Below are 15299 nucleotides of genomic sequence, written 5' to 3' on the forward strand. Positions count from 1 at the left end.
TTTTACAAAAACAGCTATTTTTTAAATTCCTGATAAATGTTTTTAATTGTGCCGTCAGGATTGAGTTCTATTCTTATTTTTCTTGGTTGAGATTGGATATTTTGTCGCCTTTCAAATTCCCCATAATGATCTTTGCGTTCCTCATCCAAAGTTTTGAAAAACTCATCATCCTCCTCATCGAAAAACCCTGGTTTAAATTCATCATCATCGGTTAAAACGTCATCCTCATCGAAAAAGTCACTAATCTCATCATGTTCTGCCAGATAGCTATAGTCTCCAACAGTATAATTTTGAGGTTCGCCATACCGGTCATAGGCTCTAAAAGTATCCAGACAATACGGCAGACATACAATCATATGGAAATAACCGTTTCTTGAAAATGTCTTCAAATCAGCATCAGAAGGCTGTGCACTTGGACCTGGATGTGAGTGTACTGACCCTAAATATTTGGTGTTCATCGGAATCAGTTCAGTGTGGACAACCGCTCCTGTCTCACAGGTTTCGCCGGGAACAAAAATCAGACTTGTAATGTAGAGTACCTTATCCTTAATTAAACCATCAAAAAAGGCTAAAAATTCATTTGGATAAGCTTTTTTTGAATAATAGATGACTGAGTCAAGAACTTCCCGGTCAACTCTTACCTCATGAAACTCCTCATCATCATTCTGGAACAATTTTGATATGAAACTCATTTTAAAACCCCAATATCTTTAAAGAATTCTTCAGAGAATTTCGGAATCTCCCAGTCAATATGTATATAACTTCTATATGAAGTCTGCTCCTTATTTTCTTTTTTATTGAAACCGACCACTTTTTTATTTTTCCTATATACTGCAATTCCACGTTTTTTGTAAGTTTCAACATCGTTTAAGTTAATGCCTTCCTTGAACAATAATTCATGGATATCGCTTAAGTTCATGCCGTTTATTTTATCGTTTGCAACATTATTCGGATACTTGGATTTTAGGTGTGAAATGCCATGGGAGTTTACACAGTTTACCCATGACTCGTCCTGCCTCCATTTGAAATACTCCAAAATATCGCCGTCACTAACAGGGATGACTCTTGAGTCAAAAGCAGGAGGCTTTTTAAAATCCACATCATAGTGAATAACAAATGAACTGGAAGCAAAACCTGCAATTACTGAATCCAATTTTTCAATTCTGCCGTCAAAGGGAACATTATCGAAAAGCAAGCTTATTTCATCAGAAAAGGTATAGGCAAACAGCGGTGAAAACTCTTCAAATAAATCCCTGCAAACATTGGAGATGACTTTATAGAAATTTTCATCATACGGTTTGACCAGCTTCAAATCACGAGCCAGGCTATGGAAACTTCTTCCGTCAAGGCGCATGATAATTTTTGAGTTTTTCGGAACTCTCAGTGATGAATAAACTTCATACTCTTTCATCTACATACCCACGCAAATGGTTTCATTGAAACTTTTAAGCAATCGTATTGCTGAAAGTGCCGCAAGCATACTTGTTTTCGGATTGGCTGCACAGGGATAGTTCATGGTAGTAGTTTTAAACTCGCCAAAGTCACCTCTGGCCGTAATCTCATGGACATTCCTATCCACATTAGGATCAACAATAATCTTTACGTCAATGTCTCTTTGACAGGCAAGGCTGATTGTTGCGGCAACATTAATGTTCAGCGGAAATTCCTTAACCGCCTGTGAAGCTTTTCCTTCAAACAGCACTTCAATTTCATTTATATCCCTTCCAAGGGATTTAGGTGATTTGCGGGTGACAAGACTTACCTCTTCAAGGCCGAATTTTGCAACCGCCCTGATTCCATCCAAACCTACAATCGCACCTGAAGGAAGATGAATTTTAGCACCGTTCTGTTTGGCAATTTCCTCAATTTCAGTATAAAAATCAAAATCCATAAATGCACCGATACTCATTACAATCATGTCTCTGCCTTTGGCCAGAACTTTCGGTGCGAAATGTCTGACGGAATCTGGGGAAGCACATTCGAGAACCAAATCCACATTGTCAACCATTTCATCAAAGTTAAGCGCTGCTACACCACCTGCCAGACTAGCCAGATTTTCAGCTCTTTCTATATCCTTATCAAAAAAGTATGCAATCTCAATTCCATTATCTTCCGGAACTATACTTGTAGTAATGATATTAGCGATAGCTCCACAGCCAATAATACCTACTTTCATAATATCACACTTAAAATCAGTTATTGAATATGAATTAAAAATAAAAAAAGAATATGGAAAGATTATTTATAATCTTTCAGGCTCAAATTGAATTTGAGTTTCATTTTGTGGTTGAGTTTCAGGTTGTTTTGGAGCTGGTGCTTCAGGGATTTGTGGTTCAGGAGCTACTTTTTTTATGTCTCTAGGATTGATTAACATAATGTCCCCGATAGCTTGAACTTTATCAAAATCAACAGTTAATAAATCATTTTGGAAAGACCTCATATCATTTTCTTCAGGTGCTTCTCCACGAATACTGCCTAAAAATTGATTTACAAAACCTGCTGGTTTTCTTTCTTGTTCAATAGCTCTAACTTGTAATTTTGAAATAGTTCCTAATCTAATGTTAAGAATAACATCTTCTACACGACCAACATAATGACCTGTGTTGGTATAAATATCTAAACTGCGTAATTTTGAAACTTCTACCATTTTTACACCACAATATAAAATAATAATAAATTAAATATGTATAATTTTATTTAATTGTTAATATAAATAGTTTATGTTTTTAAAACAATAAATCGCCTTTATTTTCAAAAAATTTATTAAATTATAAAATTAAAATATAAATTAGACATTAAAGAGGACTTCAAATGTGGGATACAACTAAAGATTATAGAATTTTGGTAGCAAGCAAAGCAAGAGAGAATTATCTGAATCTTATTCCGACAGCTTCATTTAGAGGAAGCTGGAATAAAAAACAGGCTGTTGATTTGGGAAAACAAATGAACAGTGATTTTCAATCATTAACCTATTCATACCTTGAAGGGGATGAATTGGTAAACTCTCCCGATGTTGCTGCCCTAAAGGAAAAAGCTTTAAAAATCATTGAATATTTGGGCGGAGATGACTGGAACAAGAAATTCCTAAACAACGCTCCTAAAGAGGACCGGGAAAAAACCCAGGAAAATATCGCCAAAGTGAGATTTTTCCTTGATACAATCATTGGCCTCAAGGACCGTTTGGCATTGGGTCCGATAAATGACCCTATTATGGGCGTTGACATAAAAGTTGGAGAAGTAATGAGCGTTACACAACACCCGAAAAATGAAAACCTGATGCTTTGTAATGTAAACCTGGGAAAACGTGCCATTACAGTAGTCACAAATGACCTGAATGTCAAAGATGACAATAAAGTAGGAGTATCCCTGCTTCCGCCACAATCATTCAGCGACATTGTAAGTGAAGGCATGTTTCTTGGAATGAACGGAAGTATCCTCAAAGATGTCGAAGGAGAACTTGGTCAAATGCCGAAAGGAATTCCAATGGAATCCCTTAATGAAACACGTAACCTTGTTGAAAACTATTTAAAATAAGTTAAAAAACTTATTTTTCTTTTTTACCTTAGATTAAGTCCGATTAGTTTGGTCTTTGTCATCTCCTCTACTGCATATTTGATTCCTTCCTTACCAACACCACTATTTTTAAATCCTCCAAAAGGCATGTTGTCTGTTCTGAATGTAGATTGCTTGTTTATGAAAACCGTTCCTGCTTCAATTTCCTGAGCACACCTCATTGCATTGGAATAATCATTTGTAAATACTCCTGCCTGAAGACCGTATTCAGTGTCGTTTGCAACTTCGATTGCCTCATCAATGTTGGTAACATGAATTATCGGCGCTACCGGACCGAATGTTTCTCTTACCACCAGATCCATATCAGGAGTAACGTCATCGATTACGGTAGCTTCATAAAATGCGCCGTCACGTTTTCCGCCTGTTAGAATTCTTGCACCTAAGTGCACTGCATTATTGACAGTTTGTTCAACTTGGATTGCTGCTTTTTGAGAAATCAGTGTTCCCAAAGTTGTTTTTTCATCCATTGGATTTCCCATGACCAACTTTTCGGTTTCACGGACAAGCATTTGCGCAAATTCCTTTGAGATGTCCTCTTCGACAATGATTCTTTTAACACCCATGCAGACCTGGCCTGCATTTAGGAATGCGCCGTTGATGACACCCTTTACGGCCTTGTCAATGTCGGCATCATTTAGAACGACCATAGGATCATTTCCACCAAGCTCCAGTGTTACCTTTTTCATTCCTGCCTTTTGAGATATCATCATACCTGTTGTAACGCTTCCGGTAAATGAAATCTTGTCAACATCTGGAGAACTCACCAGATAGTCCCCAACTTCAGATCCGTATCCTGTTACGGTATTTACAACACCATCCGGAAATTCCTTATCCAACAATTCCGCAAACTTCATGACAGTTAATGGCGCTTCGGTTGGAGGTTTGATGATTACGGTATTTTTACATGCAATGGCAGGTGCGATTTTGTGGATTGTTAAGTTTAGAGGATAGTTAAATGGAGTAATGGCCGCAACGACACCCAATGGAACTTTTTGAGTGAATGCAAAAAATCCTTTACCGTTGAGTCCGGCATCCAGAGGTACGCTTTCACCATAGATTCTTTTCGCCTCTTCGGCAGCAAGCCTTAATGTTTCAATTGACCTGTCAAGTTCAACCAGTGATTCGTTGATTGGTTTTCCAACTTCCAGAGTCAATAATTCAGCGAATTGGTGGCGCTTTTCTTTTAATTTGTCCACAACATTGAACAACTTATTGGAAACTTTAAAAGCTGACATATCCTGCAGGGATTTTTTAGCATTGTTTGCCTCTTGGATTGCCAAATCTGCAGTTTGCAGGTGTGCAATTGGTATTGTATCAATTACTTCATCATTATACGGGTTTTTTACTTCTTCTACATCTTCACTTGAAATGTGTTTTCCACCAATTAACATATCCATCTTATCACCTTGACTAAAAGTTTGTTTTAAAAAATTAATAAATATGATGTAAAATTTTACTGGCCGGTGAGAGGTGTATTTCAAGTGTAACATGCCCTAACAGGCACTTTTTTAAAATGAAACAAAAAAATTCGGTTTTCGACTTGGCTAACTGTTATTTGCCAATATTTTAAATTATAATCAGATACTTACAAAAATAAGATAATAAATTTTTCAAAAATGAAAATATGGAAAAAATATCAAGTTACTCGCAGAAAAATCACTTCCAATAATTGTCAAATAATCAACTAAACCGGAAAATCATGACTGTTAATGTTTATTTTCAAAATTTGATGCATAATAATGACAAACCAATGAAAATATGATTGTAAAATAATTATTTAAAAAATCTTGAAAAATTTCAAAAATCAGAAATCATCGATTTTTCTTAAAAAAAATTTTCAAAAATTGCATGTGAATCAAACATCCGAAGAAAAATAATAACAAATGATAAAAGGTTATTAAATTTTTCAATGATTTGTGAAATCTGAATAATATTTACCGAAATCGAAATTTGATATGAAAATTCCAATCAGATTATTAAAATTATGAAAATCAGACACCCCCAGAAAATTTTAGACAAAATTATTCAATTATTAGAAAAAAATTACATTCAAGAAAACACCAGAAACAAAGTTATTTTATATATTATCAATCAGAATAATGAAAAATAAGAAAAATGAATAAAAAAATAAAATTTAAAACTATTTAAAGTATCCGTACAAATTTTTCAATTCATTATTGAATTCCTTAACCTCCTTTGAGGAAACTTCATCACTTAAATCGGCGATATAATTGTTATACATATAAATGACCAGCAAAACCACAACGATTATTCCACCAAAAAGCAATATGAATTCCGCTGATGTCTGACCTTTATTATCCATTAAAATCCCCCCATAAGTAAGTTTCCACCGAATGTGGAAATGAAATAGAATATCCCAAAAGATGCGGTCGCCAGAGGAAGGGAGAACTTGATTCCTTTTTTAACATCCCCATACATGATAATGCTGATGATAAAACCCACCAGGACAGAATGGATTATCAGATATATCTCACCGGCAATAGGTGCAGTCAAGATTATTTCTGATTCAAAACCATAGTTTTGCATGAAATTCGAATAAACTCCCACCATACCTATTGCAAATGGCGTTGCAATAATGGCCGAAATTAAAAGAAACATTACCGACATCATTACAGCCGATTTTCTCTCCCGCTTCAATGCAAGAAGATCCCTTAAATCATCCGAGACATCTTCCAAAACATTTGAAATGCTTGATCCGCTTTTACGACCATCCAAAATTATTCCAAAAATTCTCTCCAATTCCTTCGATTTCAGCCGCATGCTCATTGCCCGCCATGCATCATCGAAATTTCGACCCATACGAATTTCAATGATTGTCCTTCTCATTTCGTCATACATGGGTCCTTCTCCGTACTGTGACATGTCCTCCATTGCGTTTTCAAAACTCAGTCCGACCTGCAGCATGCTTGACAATTGCCTTAAAAAGTCAGGAGCAGTCTTTTCGATTTCCTGTGCCCGTTTTTCCTGCTGGACAATAACATACGTGAAAAGGCCAGGAATGACAAAAAGTGGCAAGATTAATACAGACACCGGCAGGTTTAAAAGTGTTAATATTAATGCCAATACAATTTCTGCCACCAAAATGAAAATTATGAGTATGGCTAAAACTTTACTTGCATCAGTAAAAATAGCTCCACTCAGCAAAAATTCCTGCAATTTGGATAGATAGTTTTCAGGTATAAAATTGTCCAAAAATATTGCTAAATCATCAATTATTTTGAATTTCATAAAATAAAATTAGACTTAAAAGCATATAAAGTGTTTGTTATTTTCTAAATCAATTTTACAAGGTAAAGACAATATTTAAAACCTTAAACTATTTTTCTTGTATTTCGAATATTCCTCGCAGCAATATTAAAAGTCGAAATCAATGTTAATCTCAAACAAATTCTCGGTTTGTGCCAGTGTATTTACCAATCTTTCATCCAAATCGGCATTATTGTCCTTGAAATCGATTTCACCAAATTCCTCTCGAACCTGAAAAGCCAACTGGTCTTTATCCAAACTAAATTCTAAATCGTCGTCACCCGTATTTCCCCGAGCATCAATTCTAATCCATTTATCCCCATTGAAAACAGTATTTAAAGCATGAACAATGTGGCCCTGACTGTCGTCCTCGGCAATTGTCAGAAGCTGATAGCTGATTCCTGACGGAATTCCGTTTGCCCTTAGAAGTGCTGCAAGAAGACATGATTTTGCCCAGCATATTCCAGTTTTATTTATCAATGCTTCGCTAGCAGTTCTTGAAACGGTATTTACTCCAATATCCCATGAGTGAGGAATTTCATCCTTAACAAAGAAATAGCATCTTTTGATATAATCGGCCTCATCAGTTGACTGATTTTTTAATTCACAAACCTTTTCCTGAATATGAGGATTCATATAATCAATACTTGGTGTTTCAGTTAAATATTTGTCCATAAACGTCACCTAAAACTTATATGGGAAATTCACTTATTTTTAAATTCCAATTGTAACCCTTGTGCTAAAATTGGTTCGGATATCTAATATCCTTCATTTTCAAGTTTGATCAACCATTATACAATAGCAAAACATATATTATCAACTGTAATATATTAGCTAATGTATTACAAATGATAATATCTAAACCATATATTACATATCACAATACATTTAGTGTGTATTGTAATCAATAATATGTTTTCCAACACTTAAAAAAACTACCAATTTTAGATGAATCAAAACCACAGTTCATCATACCATCATAATGGAGACCCTCCGTTAAGACAACTCGTCATATAGCGGCCCTTCTCCATACTGCGACATGTCCTCCATTGCGTTTTCGAAACTTAGCCCAACCTGCAGCATGCTTGAAAGTTGCCTTAAAAAGTCAGGCGCTGATTTTTCAATTTCCTGTGCTCGACGTTCCTGTACAACAACAACATATGTGAAAAGGCCAGGAAATATGAACAGCGGCAAAATCAACATTGACAACGGCAGATTCAGAATTGCCAATGCTGCTGCAAGCGCAATTTCACTTGCCACGATGAAAATTATCAGAATAGCTAAAACTTTACTTGCTTCTGTAAAAATAGCTCCACTTAGCAAAAATTCCTGGAACTTGGATAAATACTTTTCAGGAATAATATTGTCTAAAATTAATGCCAAATCATTGATTATTTTAAATTTCATAAAATAAAATTAGACTTTAAATAATATAAAGTGTTGGTTGTCTTTAAAAGCAATTTTACAAACTAAAATCAAGAGTGATGGCAATGCAGATTACAACAGTTTTTCCACATTAATTTTACATGTTTATTACTTCTTCTTATTTTTAGAGTATTTCATCCGAACAATATTGAATACAACTACAAGTATCAGTACAATAACTCTCCAATACCATGCAATAGGAGCAAAAAGCAAGCAATAAAGAAGAATAACCCCTACAATCCCATGAGTGAGGAGATTTTTCCAATCTGTCAAATAGATTTTTAAAGCATCAATAATTTTCATTTCAACACCAAAATTAATTCTCTAGAAAAGTTATCCTCTGAATAACAAGCATATGTATTCTATTGGTTTTGAAAAATATTTATAGATTTGCAAAAATCATTGAAAAGTTAAAAATAGGATTACTGTTAAAAAAAAGAAAAAGAGTAGTGAGAAAATGATTCCCACTAATTAATTGTTATTTTTACATTTTTACTTACTGATTCGTAGGTATTATCTCCAGCATAGGCAACAGTGGCTGCATAAATTCCTTTTTTAGTTATGTTAATTTTAAAGGTTGCTTGGCCTTTGTCATTAGTTTTTGCAGTGTAGGTTACACCGTTAATTCTCATTGTGACTTTTTTGCCTGCAGCGAAGTATGTTTTGCCGTCAACACCAGGAATAGTGCTTAAACTAACTGTGTATGACTTGGTTTTTGCAGATGCCTTGTATGTTTTTGAAGAAGCAGTCATGTTTACAGGCTTTTTAACAATGGTAATCAAGTAAACTGACATGGTTGCATCGTAGTTTTCATCACCTAAGAATGCTACAGCAAATGTTAATCTGTTAGCTGCAACTAGGTTGATTTGTACATTGGCAAAACCGTTTTCATCAGTAGTCCTTTCGAGGCATTTGCCATTATAACCAATTAAAACTGTTTTGTTTGCAAGCACTTTTCCACTGGCATCCTTGAGTTGTACTGTGAAGTTTCCACCTCTTTCACCTGAATAATACTCAATTGCATATTGGGTGAAGTTATTTCCTTCAATAACAGTGGCAGATCTAATAGGTACAATGTTGTTTACAGTAATTGACACATTAGCTGGAGCAGTTAAATTATCGCCCAGATAAATAATATCCACTAATGCATTAGAATCAAGCAATACAACAAAAGCACCGTCACCATTAGCAGTAGTATTTGATTCAATACCGTTTATTTTATAGAATATTGTTGCATTTGCAATAGGACAATCATTAATATCCAATAAAATTGCACTAAGATTACCATAACATAGAGTAATGTTTGCAAATTTACTTGCAATCGGTTGAATAACTTCAATTTCATTTAAACTTACCTCACCAGTGACCGGATTTATTACACTGATTACTTGATTTTCGGTTAATTTAGTGAAATTAATTGTTGCAGAACCATTATCATCAGTTGTAAACTCATTGGTTTTCCCATTGATGGTTACGCTGATGGAAGTGTTGCTTAAAGCTTTACCTTTAGCATCCAATAATTGGATTTTATAGTTATAGTCACTATTATATCCGACCACCACATCCTGAGAATCAATAGTGCTTTTTATTTCAACCGGATATGTTACACTGTACTCACTAGTTTTAACAGTTAAATAATAAGTTCCAGGATCTAGATTGACACCCAGTTTTGCAGTTCCATTTTCATCAGCCACAACAGTTGCAGAAATACCATTTATTTCAAAGGTAACTTTTTCACCGGGATTAACATTAATTTCAATTGGAGCATCATCGGAATAATATTTTTCTAAGTCTTTAGTGGAATCAAGAATTGTGTAGACTTTTAATATAGCTGCACTTCCAACCATGCTCAAATCTTCCCAGTTGACCCCATCATTACTTCCAAATGAAACATTTGTTGGCGTAATAACTCGACTTAAAACAGGAGTGACGGCTATATTTTTAAATATTACTGCAAATTCATCTCCTTTTTTAACTGGAATACACTTACTTAGTTTAATAGTTGAATATCCCTCATAATCGCTTACACCACTTTGATTGTATACACTTACACCATTTACAAGTACTGAAAACTCATAATCAGTGACATTAACGAATATTGTTCCGACAGCTGCAATTAAACTGTCATCCTCAGCGATATATTTATTCATATAATAAGTATAATTAGTAGGAGTTATGCCCTGTCCACCGAGTTCTTGTTGATAAATCATATCATAAGTGATATTGTTCTTTATATCAAATGCGGCAAGGAAGTCAACTGCACCAAATGAGGTGTCGTAATATGAGACATAGAAATAACCGTTATCCCCATATGATTCACCCCAACTATTTTTAACAATGAATGCGCCATCCCCAGGAGGAGTCAGTGCAAAATTACTTGCGGAATAATTATCATCCCAACCAACAATGGCAACAATATGATTCATTGATACGCTTGCATTATAATAATATGCATAAGTGGTGCTGTTATAATACTGTGGGCTTGGATCAGCCCAATAACCTACCATTACAACACCAAATTTAACCAGAGCATCCTTAATTTTTTCATTATCAGTTGAGTTGACTCTTGGATCCAACAATACCACATCTGTAATATGAACATCCTGAGAAGTGGTGATTACAGGAGACAATTTTCCAAGTTCATCATAACTATCATAATCACTAGGAGATATGCCAAGCCAACTAATTAAATAACTAACTGCTAAAAATGTATTTCCAGCTTCCGGAGTAACTGAAGAGCCATATTTTGAAAATATAATCATTGTGTCTTGCATGTTATTTTCAGAGAAATCATAGGTAATATTGGCGTACCTAATTAATGCAGATTCCAATGCGCCCATAGCACCAAATGTCCAACAAGCACCCATATTTCCTTGGTCCCTTACAGGAGAAACCCAACCATAATCTCTTAAATCAAATTTATCCGGCAATACATCGAAATGCAATGTGTTGTTTAAGATTGCAAATGCCTCTTGAGATCCTTCGGTATCATAATCATAATCAGTATTATTTAATGATTTAACGTCATTTGTGAAATTATTTCCATCATCCACATATCCCTTATCAAAAAGTGTGTAGATGCTTGAACTATTAGTTGTAGGATTGTTGAAGTAATTATTGACAAGAATCAATTCACATTGATATGCATAAATAGATGAACCTTCACTTGCAGTATTATTTTCAAAAATACAGGAATCCAAGGTTACAGATTCATTGTCGAAATAAGCGGCACCACCATTTGCATATCCTGGCCATACACCATGATTTGAAATGAATCTTGAATTAGAAATATTAACATGTCTTAAATTAGAGGCATAGATAGCCCCACCATCAAATACTGCGATATTTGAAGTGAAATTTGTGTTATCAATAGCTAACCCTCCACCTAATTGAACATATGCTCCACCAAATCCGGAAACACAGTCAATGAACTGGGAATTGATAAAAGTGACATTTCCCACTCCAAAACTATTATCATCATCACTAGTATCCATGTATACTGCTCCACCATTTTTGTCAGAGGAAGTATTAAAGAAGTTACAATTTTCAATGATGATTTCATCAACGATTGTTTTAACTCCAATTGCTCCGGCAGTAACTTTGGCAGTCAAATTAATAAAATCACAATTTTTAATTATACCGGAAGCTTTATTAGAATGTATTGCAGTAGAATAATTGGAAGTTATATTTGCGAAAGTTGTGTTTTCAATAAGCATTGCAGTTCCAGATAAATAAATTAAACTCCATTTCAAATCTTTACCATTTACAAAAGATCCGTTGTTTAATTTAAGCATAATACCTGATTCTGAATAGATTGCAGCACCCTTATCTGCATAGTTGTTAATAAACAAATCATCATTACTTTCATAATTAGACCTTACAAAAACAATAGCTCCACCGAAACCAGCAGTGTTATTAATAAATACATCACCAGATGTTGTGGAATTAGAGCTGAGAATAAGTATTGCCCCACCTAAAGTAGCAGTGTTATTAATAAATACATCACCTACACCGTCATGATTTGAATTCCTAATTGCTAATGCTCCACCAGCTGTACCAGTATTATTTAAAAATTGCACATTAATTGTAGTTATATTCGAATTTTCAGCAGATATTGCTCCGTTAATGGCATTTTTGACAATAAGGTTTTTAATTACAACATTGGCTGAATTAATTTTAAAGATTCTTGCTTGACCGGCGGCATCAATTGTGTGGTTAGCACCATCAATTATTAAAGTCCTGTTAGATATTTCAATTCCACTAATGAAATTGAAATCTGTTTCGTTGTCAAATGTATAATCTTTTTCAAGAGTTATTTCACTTCCGCTTGAAATAGTTTCATTCAAATCAGCAAAAGTGGTTTTATCCCTAACAGTATAAACTTTTATAGAACAGGTTTGTCGCATATCTGAAGCATTCACCCAAGAACCATTAAAAAGATATTGTGAGGACCCTTGTATATAATGTTGTCTGGAGTCAAGAAATATTGGAATCGCATTTGATGTAATTTTAACTGCGAATTCATCGCCTTTTTTAATTGGTATGAATGAATCTAATTGAATTGTATGGAAACCGGCGAATGGAGAAACACCATTTTGTGAAGCCATTAAAACCTCGTTAACATAAACCTCAACATTATACTCCACACCAGTCTCATTAAAGTAAGTTCCAACAGCGGCGATTAAATCATTCCCAAGGGATACATAAAAATTCACATATTCATTTGCAGGACAATAACTCAAATCACCATTAATATCATACTGGTAGTTCATATTGTATTCAACAGTGTTATTGAGTAAAAATGCTACTGACTCATATTGGGATGCGAAACCTGGGTCATAGTATGAAATATAGAAATATCCCTCATCTCCAACATTTTCTCCCCAGCTATTTTTAATAATCCATGCACCATTTCCCGGAGGAGTAATTAAAAAGTTTTCTGCGGAATAAGTATCATCCCAACCAATTAAAGTAACTGCGTGGTTGGAATACATAGATACATTACAATATTGCGCACCAGTTTCAATATTACAATACGGAGCAGTTTGTGCTGCATAATATGCAACAGCTAAAGCACCATATTTTAAAATAGATTCTTTTAACTGATTATTATCAAGTGGGCTTTCACGGACAGGTATGAAAACTACATCCTGGAAATGAACACTGTCTTCTGTGGCAATGATTGGTGAAATTTTTCCAAGTTGATCATAACTATCATATTCAGATGAGAATACTCCAAGCCAACTTAAAGCATAAGCCGCAGCATGCCATAAAGTGGCTCCTTCAAGACGGCCGTTTACTCCATACATGTAGTATTGCAGTGAGACATCCTGCATATTATTTTCAGAAATGTCCATTTCAAGTCCCAAATACCTTAATATTGCAGATTCCATAGCCCCTGAAGATCCGAATGCCCAACATGCTGCCCCATGCTCCTGATCTCTGACAAGTGTGACCCATCCCCAATCACGCAAGTCAAATCTAGATGGGATAGTACTTACATCGAAAGGATTATTGATTAATACTATTTTCATTCCACTTCCATCAACTATTGTTGCATAATTTACATTATCCAAACTTAAACTATCATTACTACTGTAATTATTATCATTTAACGATGAAAACTGATCAAATACTGTAAAAATATCCTGATAACTGCCATATAATGCAAGATTATCATTGAAAGTGTTGTTTTCAATAGTATAAAGAGAATCATAGAGATATACTGCACCACCAGATTGTGCAGAGTTATTAGTTAATATATTTTTGTTTAAAATTACATTACTGAAATCACAGAAGATTGCACCACCAGAAGTACTGCGATCAGTAAATTCATATAATGCTTGATTATCTTCAAATTTTGAATTCACAATCTCAACTCCAGCATAAGAAGTATATATTGCACCACCATCAAATAATGCTGAATTTCTTGTGAAATTACAATTATCAACAATAATCATACCACCCAATTGGAGAATAGCCCCTCCAAATCCAGAATAACAATCAACAAAATTAGAATTATTAATTAAAACAAGAACATTATTGGTTGGAGTGAAAACATCAGCAAATATTGCCCCACCATTTTTCTGGGAAGTGACATTAATAAATGTACAATTATCAATCATTCCTTCACTAATGTCTTTTAGTCCAATTGCCCCTGCAGTAACATTGGCATGTAAATTAATGAATTTTGAATTTTTAATTTTTGTTATGTTGTTTCCACTAATTGCAGTAGTATATTTGGAAGTAGTATTCGTAAATGTTGAGTTAGATACGCTTAGACAAGCACCATTCAGAGCATAAATAAATCCTTCGGCCAATTTTTTGGAATTCATCATAAATGCATTATTAAAAGTTGCACTAGCACCATAGTATAATGTTATAACTCCAAAACTAGAAACAGTTGAATCTGTTATTTTATCGTTATTACTACTGTATTGGCCTAAAACATAAATAATGCCCCAATCTGCAGCATTGTCCTTTAAAATCACATCAGTTGTTGTGAGTGAACAATTTATAGGAATTTTGAAAACACTACCACTACTAAAGTTTGCATTTATAAAAGTAAGGTTATTTATAGTTATATTAGTTCCATTAATAATAAATATCCTAGATTGATTATTCCCATCAATAGTGTATCCATTACCATTAATAACAAAATTATCCTTATTAATAGTAATTCCACTAGAATTATCCGTTCCATTATTGAATTTATAGTTGTCCTGTATATCTAAAACACCTACGGCAGATTGGATATCCTCATCCAATTCGGTAAATGTTTTTGACTCGCCGATTGTATAAATTTCATTTTGTGTAGTTTGTAAGGTATCTGAATTGCCATCACTTAAAACATCATCTGAAATCGAGTCCGTTGCACAAACGGCCCCCATCGACAGAATCAGTATAAGCATGACAATCAAAATTCTCAAAAGTTTCATAGCCATCACTATTTAAATATTTATAAAAAACTATTATATAAGTAAATACATTTAATTTTAATAATTTTAATAGAAATTATTCGACATTACCCCAAA

At 34.2% G+C, this 15299-nt stretch carries 12 protein-coding genes; 1 reads left to right on the plus strand and 11 read right to left on the minus strand.

Annotation, left to right across the window (positions count from 1 at the left end; all coding sequences use genetic code 11):
* Positions 1-14: 14 nt before the first annotated feature.
* The 4 genes from Q0W04_RS02550 to Q0W04_RS02565 form a co-directional block, all read right to left on the minus strand.
* On the minus strand, positions 15-692 hold the full coding sequence (locus Q0W04_RS02550) for a Mov34/MPN/PAD-1 family protein (protein WP_298500000.1): 678 nt from the start codon (positions 690-692) through the stop codon (positions 15-17).
* Positions 689-1411, minus strand: a complete 723-nt coding sequence (locus Q0W04_RS02555; RefSeq protein WP_298500003.1) for a tRNA(His) guanylyltransferase Thg1 family protein — start codon at positions 1409-1411, stop codon at positions 689-691. Before Q0W04_RS02555 ends, Q0W04_RS02550 begins: the two co-directional genes overlap by 4 nt.
* Entirely contained in the window at positions 1412-2176 is a 765-nt protein-coding gene (locus Q0W04_RS02560; RefSeq protein WP_298500006.1) for an aspartate dehydrogenase, read from the minus strand.
* A 66-nt stretch (positions 2177-2242) separates the two neighbouring features.
* Positions 2243-2647 (minus strand): PRC-barrel domain-containing protein, encoded by a 405-nt coding sequence (locus tag Q0W04_RS02565; protein ID WP_298500009.1) that lies wholly within the window; start codon positions 2645-2647, stop codon positions 2243-2245.
* Between the two features lie 164 nt (positions 2648-2811).
* Here Q0W04_RS02565 and Q0W04_RS02570 point away from each other — a divergent pair, with 164 nt between their 5' ends.
* Positions 2812-3534 carry a tRNA-binding protein gene (locus Q0W04_RS02570; protein WP_298500013.1) on the plus strand — a complete coding sequence of 241 codons (723 nt, stop codon included), beginning with the start codon at positions 2812-2814 and terminating at the stop codon, positions 3532-3534.
* A 23-nt stretch (positions 3535-3557) separates the two neighbouring features.
* Here the strand turns inward: Q0W04_RS02570 and Q0W04_RS02575 are convergent, their stop codons facing one another.
* The 7 genes from Q0W04_RS02575 to Q0W04_RS02605 all read right to left on the minus strand — a co-directional run bounded on the left by Q0W04_RS02575 (position 3558) and on the right by Q0W04_RS02605 (position 15203).
* A complete protein-coding gene (locus Q0W04_RS02575) occupies positions 3558-4970 on the minus strand; it encodes a lactaldehyde dehydrogenase (RefSeq protein ID WP_298500017.1) in 1413 nt (470 codons plus the stop codon).
* Positions 4971-5713: 743 nt separating this feature from the next.
* Positions 5714-5896: a class III signal peptide-containing protein gene (locus Q0W04_RS02580; RefSeq protein ID WP_298500020.1), complete on the minus strand. Its 183-nt coding sequence runs from the start codon at positions 5894-5896 to the stop codon at positions 5714-5716.
* On the minus strand, positions 5896-6822 hold the full coding sequence (locus Q0W04_RS02585; RefSeq protein ID WP_298500022.1) for a type II secretion system F family protein: 927 nt from the start codon (positions 6820-6822) through the stop codon (positions 5896-5898). The genes Q0W04_RS02580 and Q0W04_RS02585 overlap by 1 nt, the downstream gene beginning before the upstream one ends.
* A 126-nt stretch (positions 6823-6948) precedes the next feature.
* A complete protein-coding gene (locus tag Q0W04_RS02590; RefSeq protein WP_292782317.1) occupies positions 6949-7515 on the minus strand; it encodes a transglutaminase family protein in 567 nt (188 codons plus the stop codon).
* Between the two features lie 321 nt (positions 7516-7836).
* Complete coding sequence (locus Q0W04_RS02595) at positions 7837-8247, minus strand: type II secretion system F family protein (RefSeq protein WP_298500031.1); 411 nt, start codon at positions 8245-8247, stop codon at positions 7837-7839.
* Between the two features lie 126 nt (positions 8248-8373).
* Positions 8374-8568, minus strand: a complete 195-nt coding sequence (locus Q0W04_RS02600) for a hypothetical protein (RefSeq protein ID WP_298500034.1) — start codon at positions 8566-8568, stop codon at positions 8374-8376.
* 164 nt (positions 8569-8732) lie between these two features.
* Complete coding sequence (locus tag Q0W04_RS02605; protein WP_298500036.1) at positions 8733-15203, minus strand: C1 family peptidase; 6471 nt, start codon at positions 15201-15203, stop codon at positions 8733-8735.
* Positions 15204-15299: the final 96 nt, after the last annotated feature.

Origin of the sequence: uncultured Methanobrevibacter sp. (assembly GCF_947170395.1) — an archaeon.
Classification (GTDB): domain Archaea; phylum Methanobacteriota; class Methanobacteria; order Methanobacteriales; family Methanobacteriaceae; genus Methanocatella.